The organism is Suttonella sp. R2A3, from assembly GCF_021513215.1.
Taxonomy (GTDB): Bacteria; Pseudomonadota; Gammaproteobacteria; order Cardiobacteriales; family Cardiobacteriaceae; genus JAHUUI01.
Genome location: NZ_CP090975.1, coordinates 997,140 through 1,017,571 on the forward strand (window position 1 = coordinate 997,140; position 20,432 = coordinate 1,017,571).

The window sequence follows — 20,432 nt, forward strand, 5'->3', positions numbered from 1 at the left end:
CAAACTGGAGCGGGCGAAGGGAATCGAACCCTCGTCGTAAGCTTGGGAAGCTTCTGCTCTACCATTGAGCTACGCCCGCTAGTGCCGCGCATTATACCGTTATCTGCATTAAAAACCTATCCTATTAAAATTATCTTTCATGGCATAACTAACTCATGCTTAGTGCAAATGACACCGATAACAAACCGATACAATTAACGAATTATCAATATTGAACAACCCAATATATTTTTGTCATTACAGAAAACACCTAAGAAATATTTATAAAACAATAAACTATAATAATAATGATTCCTATTAAAAATAAATTAGGTTAGGATGCCCAACTTTAATTTTTGTTTATCTTTGGAGTATAGCTATGTCTTCTTGTGATTGCTGCAAGAATAAGCCGACCATGCTTGTTCTTGCCATTTCTCTCGCCCTGTCGTCTATACCTGCTCTCGCACAGACCAATGATACGCCAAAAAAATCACCGCATCTGATCAGGATCAACCTTCACGTAAAGTATCTAACTTAGATGACATTATGGTTTTAGGCGCTGGCGACAACAACCGCGGCGCAGTGAGGGATGCGAAAGGCTATAACGATGTCTATGCCTTGGACATCTCCACCACCTACGCCGGGTTTGAAGAAGTGCAGCGCTTTAAAGGCACCACCCCGGCAGATATCTTTAATGGTATGGTCGGCGTTTCTAGTGGTGATGCACGTAATGGTGGTGCGATTGATCCTAATGTTCGTGGCGTTCAAGGCGAGGGACGTGTACCTGTTATTATCGATGGCGGGGAACAGGCTGTCACTGTTTGGCGCGGCTATAACGGCGCCAACAACCGTAACTACATTGACCCCATGCTCATCGGCGGTTTGCAAGTTGAAAAAGGCCCTTCGCTTACCCGTGGCGTTAATAGTTCTGTGGGCGGCGCTGTGGTCATTAACACGATTGATGCCGACGACATCATCCCCGAGGGGAAGGATTTTGCAGTCAATGTGATGGTTGAAGGCAGCAATAATTCAGTCAAGCCCCGCCTACCCAATTTAGTCGCCGGACAAAATATTTATGACATCCCGGGTAATGACCTATTTAAAATGACCCAAGAGGAACTGAGTAAATATAACGCAGCAAATGGAACCAACCACAAACCCGTAAACTATGGCTTATTTTTTGGCCACATTGACCCGGAAGTACTAAAGTATCCTAATGCGAATGGTAAAAATAAATTTGGTGACGATTATGCTTTCCGTATTGCGGCAGCCAAACGCTGGGAAAATTTTGATCTTATGGGTGCTGTTGTCAAACGCCAGCGAGGAAACTATTTCGCTGGCAAAAATGGTTGGCAAGCATACTATTCTGATAAGCCTAACGCTATAGATGTTAGCGCTTATAACACAACCTCTAAGTTAGCCAATATATTCGGCCCTGAAGCTGAAATATTTAACACATCAAGTGATACTACTTCCTACTTAGGCAAAGCAACATGGCGACCTAATAATGATCATGTTTTTCAATTAGGCCTACGGCATAGCACTTCTAAATTTGGCGATATTTTACCTACTCGTTTAGATTATTATATAGGCAGCAATCTTCGCCATGAAGGAAAACTACCCCAATGGACCTTAGGTGATGCTAAAACATCTGCCAGCACATTGGAATGGCGTTGGAAGCCAGAAAACCCGCTCATCGACCTCAACGCTAAGTTATGGGGAACCTATAACGACCTAAATACCAATACATCGGGTTCAGAACCACGCACAGCTTATACCATTCCCGCAGGCATTTACGAGCCACGACGCAAATATCTCAATCCTTTTTGTGAGAATTTCCCACCTGCAACGATAGAAAATAATCCGCAGTTAATAGCAGGATGTAAAGGGCAATGGGCATATTTTAAGTGGCTACAAAAAAATGGCGCTGGGATGCTTTCCGCGGAACAAAAAGCCGCATTGGATAAATACCTCAGTTACGAGGACCAAATCAAACTGATCAATACAACTCAAACAGGAACCTCCATCACAAATTCAAAAGAAACCCGCCTTGGGCTAAATCTGAGTAATAAATTCCAGTTAAATAAACGTCTCGATTTAACCGTTGGCGCCAGCTACCAATACGAACGCTTACGTTCTGATGATAACTGGTGGAGCGGAGGGCGACTCAATGGTTATAACACAGCGGCTGAAGAATTCGCTAAAGCCATGGGTGGTGGGGCTGGTTCCGGACAGAATATCAGAATAACGAATGCTTATGTTCGCACGCACCCACGTGAAGGGACACGCCATTATGTTGAAGCTAACGCCAAATTTGACTGGCGACCGACCAATTGGGCAGAACTCAGCGCCGGTTTACGCTTTAATTATTACAACGCTTTCGATGATCATATAGCAAGAATGAAAAAAGAGGGTGTGGATACGTTTGCTTCGTTCAACGATCCTAAAAAATGGCACAATAGCGGCTGGGCACCTATGTTATCCGGCGCCGTATGGCTCAGCGACAGCACCCGTGTTTATGCACGCATGGCTCAAGCTGTACGCCATCCAAGCTTATTCGAGAGCACGTGGGGGTTTAGTGGTTTTACCACTAGTACCAAATATGATATCCAGCAGCTGAAATCCGAACGCAGCACCAACTACGAAATTGGTATTGTGCAAGAAATCACCCCTTTCTTACCTAACGCACGCTACGCCGATGTCAAACTGAGTTGGTACCACAACACCATCAAAAATGTATTTGAGCGTGATGAAAGCTTTAATTTCACCAATATGGACAAACAAATCAACAGCGGCATCGAACTACAGGCTCGCTACGATAGCGGTAAGTTTTTCGCTGATTTGTCTGGTTCTTATGCGCTTAAAAACCAAGTATGTGATGCGAAATCTGCAGCATTGAACCGCGGTATCGATTGGGCGATAACCGATTTACATGGTGACTGTGCTGATGGCGGCTTCCCTAATGGTTATTTACAAAATACTGTTCCACCTAAATACACATGGGGATTAGGACTGGGTACACGGTTATTTGATGAAAAACTCACCATTGGCGCACGTATCAATCATCACTCCAAACCTCGTCATAACACCGAGTTCCGCTCAAACTTTAACAGTCCACTATTCTGGAGCTCTGCCACCATTACCGATGCTTATATCCAATATAAAGGCAAGGACTGGAGCACGGAATTAACCGCCACCAACCTGACCGATGAATATTATCTCGACCAATATAACCGCACCATGGTGCCAGCGCCTGGAAGAACGATTAAATTGAATTTTAATAAAACTTTTTAATTATTACTTCCTTTTCTGGGGTTAATATTTAGCTATGAATAGTTATTTCACGATAGCCATTCATAGCTATCTTGTTAGATAATCAGATAATCTCAAGATATTTACCCCAAAACCACCACCCACCTGCATACTGATTATCGATACGTCTCGAATCGTTACGTATTTTTTGCAAACTAAGGATTAAGCCTGCCCCTCTGTCCAGCAAACCACCCGGTACTCATTAGAATGATCGTCACCGCCAACAATCCGTAAATAGGCAATGTCCAGCCACCGCTACTTTCCAGCAGCCAACCGACGGTAAATGGACCAAATGCAGCGATCATATAACCAACGGTTTGCCCCATCCCGGAAAGTGCCGCTGATTGAACGGCGTTTTGCCCACGCAGGGCAAAAAGCATCAAACAAAAGGTAAAGCTCGCACAAGCGCCAATCCCTAAAACGATCACGCACAGCCATAACCACTCAACTGGCATATACCACACGCCTAGTAGCCCTATAAACATCATGCTACCGGCAGCAATCAGCAAATGGTGCATATGCGGATAACGCTCAGCAAGCGGGGTAATAAATACCACCGTCGGCAGCGCGATTAACTGAAATAAGGTGTTATACAACCCGGCTTCGGTTTCGCTAAACCCACGCGCTGCAACGATCGTCGCAAGCCAGGTCACCATCGAGTAAAACAGCATCGACTGCAGCCCAGTATACGCACTGATTTTCCACGCAAGCACACTGCGCCAGATATTAAATGTCGCCTCGCTTGGATTAACCACTGCCGCCGTATGTGGCCCACGTCTGCGCCGCATACGCCACCAAACAACAAAAGCTGGAATACTACACACACTCCAAATACCCAAAGCAAACTGCCAGCCAAGCGTTTTAGCCAATGGAACCGCGAACGCCGAAGCAATCGCTGAAAGAATACTAAAGGAAAACATTTGCAGCGCGGTCATTCGCTCGATATGGTTGGGCTGATCACGTTTAATCACTGCAGCGAGTAACACATTGCCCATTGCAATCCCTGCACACAGAATCACTGTGCCGACCATAATCATCAGGCTATCGGCGCGCATCGAGCGCACAAAACCACCCACACCAATCAACACCAGTCCAAAAAGCAGGACATTTTCTAAGCCAAAACGGCGCGCCAGTTTAGCAGCAAAAGACGAACACGCCGCAAACGTCAGTACAGGCAGCGTACCAATCACGCCCATAACAGTCGCGCTACTGCCGGTTGCTTGAATAATTTCTTCGACCAATGGACCAAAAGCAACAATAGGCGCACGCAGGTTGGCCGCGAGTAATATAATGCCGATAATAAATAATGCCGGTTTGTGGTTCATAAACAAAACTTGCGCAAGGTTAAGGTTGTGCGAGAATATATTCGCGACGATAACCGACCATCATACGCACCCCTTTGGGGAATTGATAGAGCATAAGGAAACCTATGGAAGTTTGGGCGACAGCAGTCACGCTATTTTTGATTATGGACCCTTTTGGCAACCTGCCAATTTGGATGAGTGTGCTCAGCCATGTACCGCGTGAACGTCGCCAGCGCATTGTTGCCCGCGAGTCGCTGATTGCACTCATCATCATGCTCTTTTTCCTCTACAGCGGCCCGAGCATTTTACGCGTGCTCAATTTATCGCGTGAAGCGCTGGCGATTGCTGGTGGCCTGGTACTGTTTATTATCGCGATGCGGATGATTTTCCCCTCGCGTGGCGGGGTTATGGGCGATGATGACGATGATAGCGAACCACTCATCGTGCCGCTTGCGATGCCGCTCTTTGCCGGCCCATCGTTACTCGCAATGCTGATTTTATTGGTCGAAGGCGACCCACAACACATGCAGCGCTGGCTGATTGCTGTGTTAGCTGCCTGGGCAGCAGCGAGCGTCATCCTCATCAGCGGTTCGTATTTTTATCGCTTTCTGGGCAACCGCGGCTTAAAAGCAATCGAACGCCTGATGGGGATGATTTTGCTCAGTATTTCTGTACAACTGCTGCTCAATGCAATCAGCACCTATGTGCAGCAAATAATCTAGGCCTAGGTAGTTTCAACGGCTTTAATTGGCAAGTAAAGACTGCATCGCTTTGCTGAGCTGCTCAATAACTGCTCTCGCCTCGGCCTGTGTCTCCCCTTTGGCATCTGAATAGATTTTGACCTTCGGCTCTGTACCTGATGGGCGAATGATCACGCGTGCACCGTTATCCAAATGAAAAACCAGAATATTACTGCGACGATCGGTTTGCTGGTGATCGATAAATTCTTCTACCGCATAATCAGCAATTTTTTGTGGTGGAGCGCTGCGAAAACCACGCATCAGTTCGCCAATCTTGGTCAGTTGATCAACCCGAATAGAGACTTGCCCGCTGGCGTACGCACCAATAAGCTGGTCACATTCGTGGCGAAAATCAGCAAGCCTTCTACCTTGCGCTTTCAATTCCAGCAGCAGATCCAAAAAGACGATCGCCGCAGAAATCCCGTCTTTATCATGCACTTTCTTCGGATCCACCAGATAACCGAGCGCTTCTTCGTAGCCGAATAACAAGTGCGTAATACGCCCAATCCATTTAAACCCGGTCAGTGTTTCATGAAAATCCAGGCCATAGTGTGCGGCAATCTTGCCCAACGCGGGGCTTGATACCAGCGAACACGCCAATGCGCCGTGTTGCCCTGTTTTCTGGGCGCGTTGAGCAATCGCAAGCCCGAGCAATCGACCGATTTCATTGCCGTGCAAACTTGCCCACACGCCGTGTTCATCAGCCACAGCTACTGCTAAACGATCGGCATCAGGATCGTGGGCAATGATGCACTCAGCGCCCTCTTGTTTCGCCTGCGCAATCGCCAAATCGAGCGCACCCGGCTCTTCCGGATTAGGAAATTCTACCGTAGGAAAACGACCATCAGGGCGACACTGCTCGCTGACCAAGGTTGGTTTCGCCAGGCCAGCTGTCTCTAAGGTTCGTAAAAATGTGTCGCAACCCACGCCATGCATCGCAGTGTAGACATAATTAATCGGGGCAAGCGGTGCGCTGCGTAGTGCGGCGGTTTGCGCAATATAGGCCTCGATGACTTGATCATCGAGTTTTTGATAATCGTCACTGCGCGGTAGGGTATTGACGCACTGCGACGCCGCCACCGCATCAATCGCCTCAGCAATCGCTTGATCAGCTGGTGGCACGATTTGCGCGCCACCATCGTCACCACCCAAATAGACTTTATAGCCGTTATCTTGTGGTGGGTTGTGACTCGCGGTCACCATCACACCCGCACTGGCATCAAGATGACGAACGGCAAATGCCAATACCGGTGTTGGCCCTTGTTCAGGTAAGAGCATCGCTTTAACCCCAGCAGCTTGCATGATTTCAGCGGTATCACGCGCGAATACATCGGATTTATGGCGTGCGTCATAACCAATCACCACACTCGGCTGGCTCATATTGGCCAATAAATAATCAGCCAAACCACGTGCGGTTTGCGCAACCAATACCCGATTCATCCCTTGCGGACCAGCTTGCACTGGCCCACGCAAACCCGCAGTACCAAACGCCAAACGCCCTGTAAAATGTGCTTTAAGATCGCGCTGCGCGCTAACCTCCCCAGAGCGCGCTGCTTCAAGTAGCGCAGAAAGTTCAGCGCGTGTTTCGGGATCAGGATCTTGTGCAAGCCATGCTTCGGCTTGGGTGTACATATCGACGCTCATGCGTGCTCCAAGGATGCTTATGATAAAACCGCTACTCTATCATAAACCCCTTAGAGAAGGCTTAAGCGCTTTTTTGGCGATGCGGTAAAATCAGATTAAGCACGATCGCACAAATCGCCGATAAACCAATACCTTGTAAATTAATTGGACCAAGCTGGATGACAACATTGCCAAGGCCGATAACCAAAGTTACCGCAATAATGATGACGCTGCGCTCGCTGCTCAAATCTGTGCGCGAATCAAGCAAAGAACGCGCGCCCATCGCGGCGATTGTGCCGAATAACAGCATCATAATCCCACCCATGATTGGGGTTGGCATATTGCTTAAAAAAGCGGCTAATTTACCGGAGAAGGCAAGAATAATCGCGGTAAATGCGGCATAAATCATAATCCGCGCCTGTTTCGCACCAGTTATCGACACCGCACCTGTGACTTCTGAATAGGTAGTGACCGGCGGCCCACCGAGCATACTGGCAATCGCAATAGCCACCCCATCACCGGCCATCGTGCGGTGCAAGCCAGGTTTTTTGAAAAAGTCTTTCTCACAAACTTCACTAATCACCGCCACATCACCAATGTGCTCAATCGCTGGCGCAATCGCAATCGGGATCAGAAATAGCATCGCCTCAAAGTGAAAGCTTGGCAGCGTCACTGGCGGTGCGGCAAACCATTTCGCCTGTTGCACGGCGCTAAAATCGGTAATTCCAAGGGCAAAAGCAGCAACATACCCAGCAACAATCCCGGCAAAAACGGCCAACATACGCGTCAGGCCTTTGGTATAAAGTGCGACAATAATCGTCGCCAGCAACGCGATAAACGCGGTAATCATCGCCGGCGCTTTACTCACCAGCTCAACGCTGCCATCGCCAGTCAAGCCCATCGCCATATTCGCCGCCACCGGCGCCAACGACAAACCAATCACCATAATTACTGGCGCGACCACAATCGGCGGGAATACACGCTGAATAAAGCCAACACCCAGTACCCGAATCAACAGCGCGAGCACCAAATAAACGGCAGCGACCGCTAGAATCCCGCCTTGAGTCGCTGCGAGCCCCCATTGGTCAATCGCAATGGTTAATGGCGCGATAAAAGCAAACGATGAGCCAAGAAAAATTGGCACGCTAAAACCGGTAAACCATTGAAAAAATAGCGTGCCAATACCGGCAGAAAGCAACGCCACTGATGGGCTGATACCGGTTAACAGCGGTACAAGCACCAAAGCACCAAAAGCGACAAAGAGCATTTGTATGCCAACGAGAATTTCTTTAAAAGATACGCGGGTCATGGCAGGTTCCTAAATAAAATCTTCTAAATTATAAACGATTGTTAATGAACTGTGAATGTGTTTATCCTTAGACGAGACAGACAGCGGATTTGCTGTGCACACGATAAGCGCTATATACTGGTTTATTGTATTGAAATTAAGTTTAAAAGGGGTTGGGCAGTGAAGGATATTGCCATCGGGTTGATTGGTTATGGCACCGTCGGGCAAGGCGTGGTCGAGGTCTTAGAAGAAAATGCGGCAGAAATTGAGCGTCGCTGTGGTTACCGCCTCAGCGTTGTAGCTGTTGCCAAGCGCTCATGGCAAGGCACCGATACCGAACATTTACCATTCACCTGTCTCACCGACGGCATGGCTGTCGCTACCGACCCGAAAATCGACATACTCATCGAACTTGCTGGTGGCGAACATCCAGCCAAAGAATTCATCGAGGCCGCGCTTGATCATGGTAAACACGTGATCACCGCAAATAAAGCGTTGATTGCCAAACACGGCCAAGCGCTGTTCGCCCGTTCACGCGAAAAAAGGCTTGGAGCTCGCCTACGAAGCGGCTGTTGCTGGTGGTATCCCGATTATCAAAGTGCTCCGCGAAGGGATGAGTGGCAACGCGATCAGCGAAGTCGCGGGTATCATCAACGGCACCGGCAATTTCATTCTCAGCGAAATGTCTGAAAAAGGCCGTGAATTTTATGATGTGCTTACCGAAGCACAAGCGCTAGGTTACGCTGAAGCCGACCCAACCTATGATGTTGAAGGGATTGATGCGGCGCACAAAATCACTATTCTTGCCTCGATTGCGTTTGGCATCCCCTTGCAATTTGATAAAACCTATATCGAAGGTATTTCACATATCACACCGCTCGATATCGAAATTGCTGATGAGCTGGGCTATGCAATCAAGCATTTAGGCCTCGCTGTACGACGCAAAGATGGGGTGGAGATTCGCGTGCACCCAACGCTCATTCCTAAACACGCCCTGCTCTCGAGCGTTAATGGCGTGATGAACGCGGTGCAGGTTAAAGGTAATGCGATCGGCAACAGCCTGCATTATGGCCCAGGCGCGGGTAAGCACCCTACCGCTTCTGCCGTTATTGCCGATTTAATCGACGTGGTTCGAGAGCTCAACCTCGCTCAAGAAGACCGCTTAGCAGAATTTGGCTTTCATCAGCTCTACAGCGATGAAGAACTGCCCGTGCTCCCACCGGCGCAATTTTTCAGCGCGTATTACTTACACCTTGATGTCGAAGACCGCAGCGGTGTACTTGCGGATGTGACGCGCATTTTAGCCGAACACGATATTTCCATCCGCTCAATGATTCAAAAAAATGCCTTAAAGCACGATGATACTGTACCGCTGATTTTCTTAACTGAAGCGGTTGAGGAAGCGCAAATGGATCACGCGATCGCAGCGATTGCCCAGCTCGATTGCTTACGCCACGCGATTAAGCGCATTCGTGTCGAAGATATTGAATAAGCGATAGGCATGCTGCTTAAAGACCGTCCTCAGCGCATTGACCCCAACGCGTTGCCACAGGCGTGGCATCCGTTGGTGCGCCAAATTTATGCCAGCCGCCTAGATGATGCAGAGGCTTACGATAAATCGCTGGCCGCCCTAGCCCCGCCTCAAGGCTTGTGCGATATCGATGCGGGTGTGACGCGCATCATCGAAGCGCTCGACTACCGAGAAAATATCCTGATCTACGGTGATTATGATGTCGATGGCACAACAGCCACTGCATTAATGGTGCGCGTATTACGTCGCTTACACGCTAAAGTGGATTGGTTTTTACCCGATCGACGCATCCACGGCTATGGGTTAAGCATTGCAGGCATCGACGCACTCAATAAACGCCCTGATTTAATCATTACCGTGGATAATGGCATCCAAAGTCACGCAGCCGTTGATTACGCACGCGAAAAAGATATTGATGTGTTAATTACTGACCATCATTTGCCGAGCGAGACCCTGCCCAATGCGTGTGCGGTAATTAACCCACAACGTACTGACAATACCTTCAACGCACCCAACCTGTGCGGCGTTGGCGTGGCGTTTTATCTTTTATTAGCATTGCGTCGCGCTTTATTAACCCGTGGCGACTGGGATAAACGCGTGGTATTAACCGATTACCTTGATCTGGTAGCGCTCGGCACGATTGCCGATGTCGTTCCTCTGACCCAGACCAACCGTATTCTCGTCCATGCTGGCTTACAACGCATCCGCAGCCGCCAAGGTAACGCCGGCATTTTAGCGCTATGCGCGATTGGTAATATCGATACCACGCACATCAGCGCACAAGATATCGCCTTCGCCATCGCACCACGGCTAAACGCTGCTGGACGCATGGGGGATATGCGTGATGGCGTCGCCTTATTGCTTAGCGATGACTGGCAGACCGCACACGAATTCGCTAATGCCTTTGACATAGCAAACCGTCAGCGCAAGGCGGTTGAAAGCGAAATGCTCCAGCAAGCGCTTTATTTAGCCGACCGTCAGCAAGCGGTGGTGTGCGTTCATCACCAAGACTGGCATGAAGGCGTAATCGGTATTGTTGCCGGACGCCTTAAATCGCGCCTCAACAAACCCGCGCTCATTGCCACCGACGCACAAGATCCTGAGTGGCTGAAAGCTTCCTTGCGTTCGGTCGAAGGGGTTGATATTAAGGCACTCCTCGATATCGCGGCAGCACAGCTCCCAGCAGAAGCGTTGCAATACGGCGGACACGCAATGGCTGCCGGACTTTCAGTAAAACGCAGCCAATTCAGCGCGTTGACTACCGCACTCAATCAAGCTTTTGCATCAACGATCGGCGAACACCCTCAGCCTTATTGTTATATTGACGGGGCGCTGGATCCGTCTTTGATGCAGGTAGATTGGGCAAATTACCTCAACCAGCTCGAACCGTGGGGGGCAGAGCTGCCACAACCGACCTTTTGTAACACTTTTGATGTGCTGGAATGCCGCATTTTAGGCAGCAACCACTCACGTCTGAGTTTGCGCGAGCCGCAAAGCGGACGCACCCTCACAGCGGTCTGGTTTTTTAATCAAGCCGATTATGCTTACGGCACACGGGTGCGCGTCATTTACGCGCTACAAGTCAGCCGGTTTTACGGAGATGAGCGCCTGAATTTACTCATTGAGCATATTCAAGCGCTCTAATTATTAGGCAACGCGTTTACCCAGGATACGCTTCATCGTACCGTCTTTATCGACAAAGTGGTGTTTATACGCACCAATAATATGCAAGATGATTGCGATCGCCATAATTGGTAGCAACCAACCGTGCACACTGCGCGCGAAACTCGCAATACCACCATTGAGCGCCTCACGTTTACCATCGGCACCGATATTAGCCGCGACGAGTTCTAAGCCAAAGAAGCTCAACCCGCTACCGCCAAAATAAGACATGATCATCCCAGATAAGGGGAATAATACGGTGCCGAGCAACATCACGAGCACGACAATTTTCGCTAAGATGTTCTCTATTTGGCTGTATTGGCCAACATGAGTGAGCGGGCCTTGCTTAATCCGCCAAACCACGCGCCATAAAATGAAGATAAACAATAAAGCGCCCACCGATTTATGAATGGGATAAATCGCATACAGCTCGTTTTTAGCCATAACAAAACCTACGATCATCGCCACTATCACGCCTACCCCAACAATCCAGTGCAAGACAACCGTCGTCAGCGACAGCTTTTCTCTCGTATCTACAGACATAACAACCTCATGATTGATTTTTTATTGACTCATCACCACTTACGGGCAATTGCTACATTTTCATATAATAAAAATGTTATCTGATTATACACAGAAACGGTAGAAGAACACCCTTAATTCGTAAAAAGTCAGCCGCATTTTGTTCATCGATCTCACGATCGATCACCGTCTCTAGTTAAATCCTAACAACAGAGCAAAACCTGAATAAATTTAGGGAAATCTTTTCTACGCATCGCCTACTGATATATAGTTTTATCAGGCAAAACACGATAAAATAATACGTTTTGCACGAATAACTTAAGAGCAGTATTTTGAAACAAGAGATTGAACAAGGCTTGTCATTGGCGCTATTAAGCCTCGCAGGCTTACATGAAATCAATGAATCCGCGCTACCCAAAGAGATAGAGGTTAGCCGCACAAACAATCCCGAACATGGTGATTTCCAAAGTAATATCGCTTTAAAATCCGCCAAAGCTTTTTCGATGAAACCACGTGAATTAGCGGACTTAATCGTGGTAACGGTGCCACTGATGGAATGCGTTGCCGGCATGGAAGTGGCCGGACCGGGATTCATCAACATCCGCCTGTCACGCGACAGCGAAACAGCCGTTTTGAGCGAGATTGTCCATAAAGGTGATCTCTTTGGACACCATCAGCCTGATAGTCCGCAAAAGGTGCTTATCGAGTTTGTTTCCGCCAACCCAACCGGGCCGCTACACGTCGGGCACGGTCGAGGAGCAGCCTATGGGGCAACGCTTGCTAATGTGTTGCGCGCTAACGGCCATGAGGTTGACTGCGAATACTATGTGAACGACGCCGGCCGGCAAATGGATATTTTGGCACTGAGCGTCTATTGGCGTTATCTTGAGGCCAACGATGCGGCAGAAGCCCTGCCGTCAGGGCTTTATCAAGGTGAATATGTGCGCGATTTAGCTGCTTCTGTACAGCAACGCTTCAATACATCTTTAGTGCACACGACTGATCAGTGGCTCAGCGAAGCGCCACGCGCCTGGAGCCAAGAAGAAGCCGATAACGGTACGCGTGATCAATGGATTGACCAAGCGATTGCTGATATGAAAGCGCTTTTGGGCGCCGATCAATACCGCGCAGTGTTTGATATTGCACTCAACCTCGTACTCGATGATATCCGCGACGATCTGGCAGAGTTTGGCGTCCATTTTGACCGCTGGTATAGCGAGCGTTCGCTGTTTGAGCACGATTTGGTTAAAAAAACGCTCACGTATTTAGATAAAGAAGGCTTTTTATACGAAGATGAAGGTGCCACATGGTTCTGCGCTACCGAATTTGGCGATGAAAAAGACCGCGTGGTACAGCGCGATAATGGCGCACCTACCTATTTTGCCTCTGATATTGCCTACCATCTTGATAAATATGAGCGTGGCTACGATCAGATGATCGATATCTTTGGCGCCGACCACCATGGGTATATGGCGCGCGTGCGAGCTTCTCTTGCTGCGCTTGGCCTTGAGCCCAGTAAATTAACGATTGCTTTGGTGCAATTTGCTGTGCTCTATCGTGGTGGCGAAAAAATGCAGATGTCGACACGCTCAGGGCAATTTGTCACCCTGCGCGAGCTCCGCGACACCGTCGGTAACGATGCTGCGCGCTTTTTCTACGCGATGCGCAAACCCGAACAGCATCTGGATTTCGATTTAGATTTGGCGATGTCACATAGCAAAGACAACCCGTTTTATTATGTGCAATACGCTCATGCGCGGACTTGTCGTATGCTCGCTCGCGCTCAAGAAGAACACATCGAATTTTCAGCTGAAGCCGCTTTGCCCCACCGTCGACTGTTAAGCACAGAAGCCGAACGCGCAATCATCCGTGAATTAGCGCGCTTTCCAGAGGTGGTTGCACATGCTGGTATTCAATACACCGCACACGGTGTGGTGAATTATCTGAAAGACCTTGCCAGCGCATGGCATCAGTTTTACGATGCTGGTCATAAAGTATTACACGATGATGAGGCATTACGTGCTGCTCGTTTGTTGCTCACCCAGGCAACACAACAGGTGTTACGTAATGGTCTGGCAATTATTGGCGTTGATGCCTTGGAGCGGATGTGAGTCGGGCAAAAAGAAAAAAACCGGTGGCATGAACCAATTAGGCGCACGCATCATTGGTATGATCTTGATGGCCTTTATTGTGGTGGTTTTAGTGCTGATTGTGTATCGCTTTATACAGGCGATGGATGGTGAGCCCAAACCGAACAGACCAGCCACCCCACCGACCACGCGGCAGCAACCCCCACCAGAACAACCTAAGAACACAGATCAAAACAACGACGCCCGTTATGATTTTTATCAGGAGCTCGCCCACCGCCGCGCTGAAGTCGATGCAGAAATTGAGCGCAAAACCGAAGAAACGAATGTCATCACCGACATGGAAGGGAATTATTTTCGCGTTCAGGTTGGTGCTTTTCGTGAAAAAGAACAGGCTGATCGCATGCGCGCGCGGATGATTTTGCGCGATTATCCGGTAACCATCGTACAAAGTGGGCAATTCTATTTAGTCCAGGTTGGGCCTTACCAGGAAAAAGCCTACGCACAAACGATTCAAAAGCGCCTACAGCGTCAAGGCGTCGACACACTACTAAAAGCCTACGTCAAAAGCCAGTGAGGTTGAAAATTGGATTGGTTTGACTACAGCTTACTGGCCACCCTCGGGGTTGCTGCAGGCATCATCAATATGATGGCCGGTGGCGGGTCGAATCTGATTTTACCCGCGCTGATGATCATGGGTGTCCCACCCGATGTCGCTAATGGCACAAACCGCGTAGGGGTATTTTTGCAATCGGTAGTTGGCATTCGTCAATTCCATCGCGCAGGACGCATGCCCTTAGGTGATTTACCGCTGATTTTACTACCTACTTTGATCGGATCGTTAGTCGGCGCACTACTTGCAGCCTTCGCACCAAATAGCATTCTAAAACCCACCTTACTGCTAACTATGCTCGCGATGGCCGCTTTAATGCTCTTTAGACCCAGCATTGTCATGCCTTCCCCCGACACTCCACCAAACGCGATGCGTGACACACCAAGTGCTTGGTATTGGCTGTTTTTAGCCGGCGTTTATGGTGGGTTTGTTCAAGCGGGCGTTGGTTTTGTATTGATTACTGCACTTGCCGGCTCTCTACGCTACAATCTGGTTAGCGCCAATGCACTGAAAGTGGTGTGCACACTATTTTTTACCTTTGTCGCGCTGATTATCTTTATTTGGCAAGGTCAAGTTTGGTGGATAGCCGGACTGATCCTTGCTGCAGGTAATATGCTTGGTGCGGTCATTGGCGTTAAAATCGCGATTAGTGTGAGCACGCGCACCCTAAAATGGCTATTATTTACCATGACGCTTGCGGCAGTCGTGGCTGCATTATTTTCTGATTAACGGTTTTACTACAAGGAGATCCTATGCCCCCACAAATTCATTGGCAAAAACAACTTCCTCAAGAGGCGATTGACGTATTCTCACAAGAAGGTGGGTTATTGGTTTGTCCAACCAAAGTTGGTTACATCATCATCACCACCGACCGCAAAGGCCTAGAACGTAAATTCGACGCTAAAGAGCGTAACCGTAACAAGCCAGGGGTGGTTCTTTGCGGCAGCATGGAACAACTGCGTGAACTCGCGCAAATGACCCCGGAAATCGATGAGCTGTACCAACGTCATTGGGATGAGGACATCTTACTCGGCTGTATCCTACCGTGGCGCGAAAATGCCAAAGCCAATCTGGTTCAAGATGGCCGTGAAGAGTTGATGATGGACAAACGCGGCACCAGCTGTTTTGTTATCCGCTTCGGTACACCGGGTGAGCAAATCGCCGCCCACCGCTGGGAACAAGAAAAACAATGCGTGTTTGCCAGCTCTGCCAACCCATCAGGTAAAGGAAATCGTGGCTTAGTTGAAGGGATTGGTGAGCGCATCGCCTCACACGTTGATTTAATCATCGAAGCCGATGATTATGTCGCCTCGATTCAGCCCGATAAAACGATTGATACCCGTTATGAGCAAGGGGTGATGGTTTCCATGGTTGATAAAAACGGCAAATTAATCCCCGAACAACATGGTGAGCGCTCGATCTCACCAGCGCCAGTGCTAATTCGCAAAGGGTTGGATGTCGATAAAATCATGATGCATTTATCAGACATTTTCCCAAGCTGGGACTACCGTCACGGCGAATACTATTAAGCAAAACCTGAAATAAAAAAGGTAACGCGACCGCGTTGCCTTTTTACCGTCAGGATTTAAGAAAATATCCGTTTGTACCAAGGTTTGTTTTTACCAATCCCTTGCTCGATAAGAAACCGACCCAACTTAACATCAGTATGCATGATGTGGTTAACCAACCATTTACGCAAATAAATCAACAAATCGCTGTTAATGTGGTGTTCACCCGCTTCCACACGCAGCATCACTTCTTGTAATTCTTCGACGAGCTGTCTGTGCTGTTCCTTATGCACTTCATAATCTTCATACCCAAAAATACGCATTAAGCTTTCTTCCACACTAAAATGCGCAATGGTATAGATTTTTAGATCATCAAGAATTTTTGGCCCTTCTGATTGTGCCGTACGATCAACAATCGCCTGATAGAGGCGGTTCATAATATTAACCAGCTCTTGATGCTGGTAATCAATATCTTCAACCTTAATCGAGAAGCGATCATCCCATTCAATAAATGTTCTTGGCAATGCCATTTATATCTACCCTGAGTTTAATTTTAAAAAATTATTATCGTGATTGGCTCGACATTTTAACAAAGCGTTAAAGTAAAAGCATGCCTTTAACCAATAATTTTCTCCATTTCAATCAACTGTTCAACGCGTTCATCTTTACGACCACAATTGCCATAATCCTCTAGCTGAGAAACCGACAAACCACGTTAAAATCCGCTACACTGTGTGGGTAAAGTTTGCTGGAGTGATTGCATGTCTGATACCAAATTATTAACCCGTTCAAAGCCGTTATCACGCGCGCATCCCGACTATTTGCGTGCGCTTGCGCGCTGGTTTGGTCTCGACGCAGCGCCAGCAGAACACGCTCATGTGTTGGATATCGGCTGCGGTTATGGCACGCATGCGCTGATGCTCGCTGCCTTCAACCCCAATATGCGTATTATCGCGATTGACCGTGACGAAGAAGCGATAGCGCTGGCTAAAGAAGTCGCTGAGAAATTGGCGCTTAAAAATGTGCGTTTTATCTGCCAAGACATCGCTAAACTCGCACCCAAACAAGCCAGCGTCGACTACTTAATCTGTCACGATGTGTTCAGCTACCTTGATGAGGATGAGCGTCACGCATTGTTTAAGCTCACTAAATCGGCGTTAAGCGAGCGTGGCGTGGCCTATATCACCTATAGCACCTACCCTGGCTGGAAGTTATTAGAAGGCTATGCCGATATGATTGAGTATCGTTTAGAGCAACCCGCTGAGGGCAACGCCCAGGACGACTTAGCGCGGGCGCACAACTTCCTAGCGCTTTTACAACAACACATTCAAGAAAACCACCCGTTAAAGCCGGTTCTTGCCCTCTATAATCAGGAAATATTGAGTTTAGAGCCGCAAAAAGCGCATCTCGATTTCATCGCGAAAAAAATCATCCCGTGTATTTCCATGAATTTATGGCCCAGGCCCAAGAAGCCGACTTAGCGTTTATTGGTGAAGCACAATACGAATCGATTTTAGCACCAGCCACCGATGATGACCTTGCTGCCATGCTTGAGCAAGAGTGCGCTGGTGATGTGCTCGCCAAGCAGCAATATCAGGATTTTCTCAATTATCAAAACACCCGGCAAACGCTACTCACGCATCAGAGCAATACGCCCTTCCATGATGTGAATTCAGGGCTTAAAAATGATGCTTTGCTCAGCATGTATCTTCAAGGCGGCTTTCGCCCACCAACTGAAGAAGCCCCAGTGTGGCAATCGTTACAAAATCCAGCTGTCCAGGTTAAAGACAATGCGATCAGCCGCTTGGTCTGCGGGCAATTGAACCAAGCGGGATTATCCAATGTGCTGGCTGGTGATATCGTTGAAAGCGCGCCCTCAGAGCAACGCCAGGATACGATGAGAATGATTCTGCTGCTGGTCGCCAATCAAACGGTGATGGTTCGTGCTTCAGCGCTGCATATCGAAAATATTCGACTCACCGATAAACCGAAGCTGCATCCTATTTTGGCAGAAATGGTTGCCGCACGTGCCGCACACCCAGGTTGCTTTGGTTTAAGTAACCGCTGGCATCAAGAATTGGTCGTTAGTCCGTCGCATGAAGCGGTCATGCAACTTCTTGATGGCACACACGACCGCAACGCTTTAATTGAAGCGCTCAGTAATGCTTGGCAAAATGGTCACGTCACCCCGCCTCAAGAAGTCGACCCGCAAAATACCACCACGATTGGTGAGCACGCAGAGCTCGTGGTCAAACAAACCCTTTCTTTATTAAGCGCGCAGGGGTTATTAGAGGAAGAGGCAGCATGAGCTTACTCATCGCACAGGAGCTAACCCTCGCTTTTGGCCTACAACCGCTGTTAGATCACGTATCGTTTAGCGTTAAAGCCGGTGAACGCATTGCGCTGTTAGGCCGTAACGGTGAAGGAAAATCGACCTTGCTGAATGTGTTGCGCGGTGAACAGACGCCTGACGATGGTCAACTAACCATCCGCGATGGCGTGCGGATTGCCTATTTACCGCAAGACCCGCCTAACGCGGATGACAGCACCGTGCGCGAAGTCGTTGCTGGTGGTTTAGCGGATATTAACGAACAATTATTGGCTTATCAGGCGTTATTAGACGATTTTTCTGTCGCGCATGCTGCGGAGATGGAGCAGCTGGAAGCGCAAATAAACGCTGCTGATGGCTGGCAAATCGACAGTCGAATCGATGCCATCCTAACCCAATTTGAGCTAGACGGCACAACGGCAATGGCTGATTTATCCGGTGGCTGGCGACGTCGCGCCTGGCTGGCACGCGTACTGGTCGCGCGTCCGGATGTTCTACTCCTCGACGAACCCACCAACCACCTCGACCTGGCCGCGATTGCGTGGCTCGAGCAAACGATTAAGCAATTTACTGGTGCCGTCATTTTTGTCACCCACGACCGAGCATTCATGCACCAGACTGCAACACGCATTTGGCATCTGGATCGCGGCCGTTTAACCGATGTGGTCGGAACTTACGAACGTTTCTTACGCACCCGTGAAGAACTCTTGCACGCCGAAGCTGAAGCGAACGCCAAATTTGATAAGAAACTTGCCGAGGAAGAAGTTTGGATTCGTCAAGGCATTAAAGCCCGCCGCACACGCAACGAAGGACGTGTCCGCGCGCTGAAAGCGATGCGCGCAGAGCGTGCCACACGCATCAAACAGCAAGGTCAGGCTAAACTGCGCTTAGACAGCGGTGAACGCTCGGGCAAACAAGTGATCGTTGCCGAAGACGTTCATTTCACCCACGAACAAGGCGTAGATATCATTCATGATTTTAACGACATCATCGAGCGTGGTGAAAAAATTGGCGTAATTGGTGCCAATGGTGTCGGCAAAACCACCCTACTTAATGTGTTACTCGGTAAACTCACCCCGCAACAAGGCACGGTCACCCATGGCACAAAACTCAGCGTCGCCTATTTTGATCAATTACGCGACGCACTGGATGAAACACAAACCCTACGCGAGAACCTTGGTCAAGGTAAAGATTACGTCGAGATCAACGGCCAACGTAAACACATTGCTAGCTATTTACAAGATTTTCTTTTTTCTCCACAGCGCTGGCAAACGCCGGTTTCCGCGCTTTCAGGCGGGGAACGCGCTCGCCTGTTGCTGGCTAAATTATTCGCACAACCAGTCAATGTTTTGGTGCTCGACGAACCAACCAACGATTTGGATATCGAAACCTTAGAGCTGCTTGAAGAGGTACTTGATACCTACACAGGCACTGTGCTTTTGGTGAGCCACGACCGCCATTTTCTCGATGAAGTAGTGACGCGTTCTTGGGTATTTAACCAAGCCAAGGGAATAATAGAGCATGTGCCGGGTGGTTTTGACGATTGGTTACGCCAAGGTGGGCGCGTCGAACAACTTGCACCAATCAATGAAGCAGCAGACAATACTCTTAAGAAAACAGCGGCAAAAACCTCAGCGCCAGCAAACAACACCATGAAGAAAAAAACGCCAAAACTCAGCTATAAATACCAGCGCGAACTTGAGCAACTGCCTGAGCTTATTAGCGCAGCTGAAGCTGAAGTGGAGCGATTAAACACAAAAATAGCCGACCCCGCTTTTCATCAACAAGATCACGAGACGCAATCGCGCACTTATGAAACGCTACAATTTGCGCAAAACGACCTTGATGAGCTGGTGCAACGCTGGATTTTCCTCGAAGAAGGCGATGTGCCTGATGAATAATCAAGAGCGCTTCTACCCTCACTATCAACACCT

15 protein-coding genes, 1 tRNA gene and 1 pseudogene are annotated in these 20,432 nt (G+C 48.7%); 11 read left to right on the plus strand and 6 right to left on the minus strand.

Annotated features, from left to right (window positions below):
* Positions 1-5: 5 nt before the first annotated feature.
* A tRNA-Gly gene (locus L0B52_RS04595) sits at positions 6-79 on the minus strand.
* Positions 80-525: 446 nt separating this feature from the next.
* Between L0B52_RS04595 and L0B52_RS04600 the strand changes: the two genes are divergently transcribed.
* The gene (locus L0B52_RS04600; protein ID WP_235063576.1) at positions 526-3,273 is read left to right on the plus strand and encodes a TonB-dependent receptor domain-containing protein; all 2,748 of its coding nucleotides are present in this window, start codon (positions 526-528) and stop codon (positions 3,271-3,273) included.
* A gap of 173 nt (positions 3,274-3,446) precedes the next feature.
* Here the strand turns inward: L0B52_RS04600 and L0B52_RS04605 are convergent, their stop codons facing one another.
* A complete protein-coding gene (locus L0B52_RS04605; RefSeq protein WP_235063577.1) occupies positions 3,447-4,616 on the minus strand; it encodes an MFS transporter in 1,170 nt (389 codons plus the stop codon).
* Between the two features lie 104 nt (positions 4,617-4,720).
* Here L0B52_RS04605 and L0B52_RS04610 point away from each other — a divergent pair, with 104 nt between their 5' ends.
* On the plus strand, positions 4,721-5,317 hold the full coding sequence (locus L0B52_RS04610; RefSeq protein ID WP_235063578.1) for a YhgN family NAAT transporter: 597 nt from the start codon (positions 4,721-4,723) through the stop codon (positions 5,315-5,317).
* Positions 5,318-5,338: 21 nt separating this feature from the next.
* Here L0B52_RS04610 and L0B52_RS04615 read toward each other — a convergent pair whose 3' ends face one another.
* Complete coding sequence (locus L0B52_RS04615) at positions 5,339-6,979, minus strand: phospho-sugar mutase (RefSeq protein ID WP_235063579.1); 1,641 nt, start codon at positions 6,977-6,979, stop codon at positions 5,339-5,341.
* Between the two features lie 61 nt (positions 6,980-7,040).
* Complete coding sequence (locus tag L0B52_RS04620; RefSeq protein WP_235063580.1) at positions 7,041-8,267, minus strand: uracil-xanthine permease family protein; 1,227 nt, start codon at positions 8,265-8,267, stop codon at positions 7,041-7,043.
* Between the two features lie 159 nt (positions 8,268-8,426).
* Between L0B52_RS04620 and L0B52_RS04630 the strand changes: the two are divergent.
* Together L0B52_RS04630 and recJ are read left to right on the plus strand one after the other, a co-directional pair.
* Positions 8,427-9,738: pseudogene (locus L0B52_RS04630) on the plus strand (homoserine dehydrogenase).
* 9 nt (positions 9,739-9,747) lie between these two features.
* Positions 9,748-11,421 carry a single-stranded-DNA-specific exonuclease RecJ gene (recJ, locus tag L0B52_RS04635; protein WP_235063582.1) on the plus strand — a complete coding sequence of 558 codons (1,674 nt, stop codon included), beginning with the start codon at positions 9,748-9,750 and terminating at the stop codon, positions 11,419-11,421.
* A 3-nt stretch (positions 11,422-11,424) separates the two neighbouring features.
* Here recJ and L0B52_RS04640 read toward each other — a convergent pair whose 3' ends face one another.
* Complete coding sequence (locus L0B52_RS04640) at positions 11,425-11,982, minus strand: cytochrome b (RefSeq protein ID WP_235063583.1); 558 nt, start codon at positions 11,980-11,982, stop codon at positions 11,425-11,427.
* A 311-nt stretch (positions 11,983-12,293) separates the two neighbouring features.
* Between L0B52_RS04640 and argS the strand changes: the two genes are divergently transcribed.
* The 4 genes from argS to L0B52_RS04660 are packed head-to-tail and all read left to right on the plus strand — an operon-like array spanning position 12,294 to position 16,190.
* A complete protein-coding gene (gene argS, locus L0B52_RS04645) occupies positions 12,294-14,072 on the plus strand; it encodes an arginine--tRNA ligase (protein ID WP_235063584.1) in 1,779 nt (592 codons plus the stop codon).
* Positions 14,029-14,625, plus strand: a complete 597-nt coding sequence (locus tag L0B52_RS04650) for an SPOR domain-containing protein (RefSeq protein ID WP_235063585.1) — start codon at positions 14,029-14,031, stop codon at positions 14,623-14,625. Before argS ends, L0B52_RS04650 begins: the two co-directional genes overlap by 44 nt.
* 9 nt (positions 14,626-14,634) lie before the next feature.
* Entirely contained in the window at positions 14,635-15,390 is a 756-nt protein-coding gene (locus L0B52_RS04655; RefSeq protein ID WP_235063586.1) for a sulfite exporter TauE/SafE family protein, read from the plus strand.
* A gap of 23 nt (positions 15,391-15,413) precedes the next feature.
* Positions 15,414-16,190: an L-threonylcarbamoyladenylate synthase gene (locus L0B52_RS04660; protein WP_235063587.1), complete on the plus strand. Its 777-nt coding sequence runs from the start codon at positions 15,414-15,416 to the stop codon at positions 16,188-16,190.
* 56 nt (positions 16,191-16,246) lie between these two features.
* On the opposite strand, the gene L0B52_RS04665 is transcribed toward L0B52_RS04660, so the two are convergent.
* Positions 16,247-16,699 carry a bacteriohemerythrin gene (locus L0B52_RS04665; protein WP_235063588.1) on the minus strand — a complete coding sequence of 151 codons (453 nt, stop codon included), beginning with the start codon at positions 16,697-16,699 and terminating at the stop codon, positions 16,247-16,249.
* A 231-nt stretch (positions 16,700-16,930) separates the two neighbouring features.
* Between L0B52_RS04665 and L0B52_RS04670 the strand changes: the two genes are divergently transcribed.
* From L0B52_RS04670 to L0B52_RS04680, 3 genes are read left to right on the plus strand one after another with little or no spacing between them, the layout of a single operon-like run.
* Entirely contained in the window at positions 16,931-17,650 is a 720-nt protein-coding gene (locus tag L0B52_RS04670) for a class I SAM-dependent methyltransferase (RefSeq protein ID WP_235063589.1), read from the plus strand.
* Positions 17,623-18,477, plus strand: a complete 855-nt coding sequence (locus L0B52_RS04675; protein WP_235063590.1) for a methyltransferase regulatory domain-containing protein — start codon at positions 17,623-17,625, stop codon at positions 18,475-18,477. Before L0B52_RS04670 ends, L0B52_RS04675 begins: the two co-directional genes overlap by 28 nt.
* Positions 18,474-20,399, plus strand: coding sequence for an ATP-binding cassette domain-containing protein (locus L0B52_RS04680; RefSeq protein WP_235063591.1), 1,926 nt, complete (start codon positions 18,474-18,476; stop codon positions 20,397-20,399). Before L0B52_RS04675 ends, L0B52_RS04680 begins: the two co-directional genes overlap by 4 nt.
* Positions 20,400-20,432: the final 33 nt, after the last annotated feature.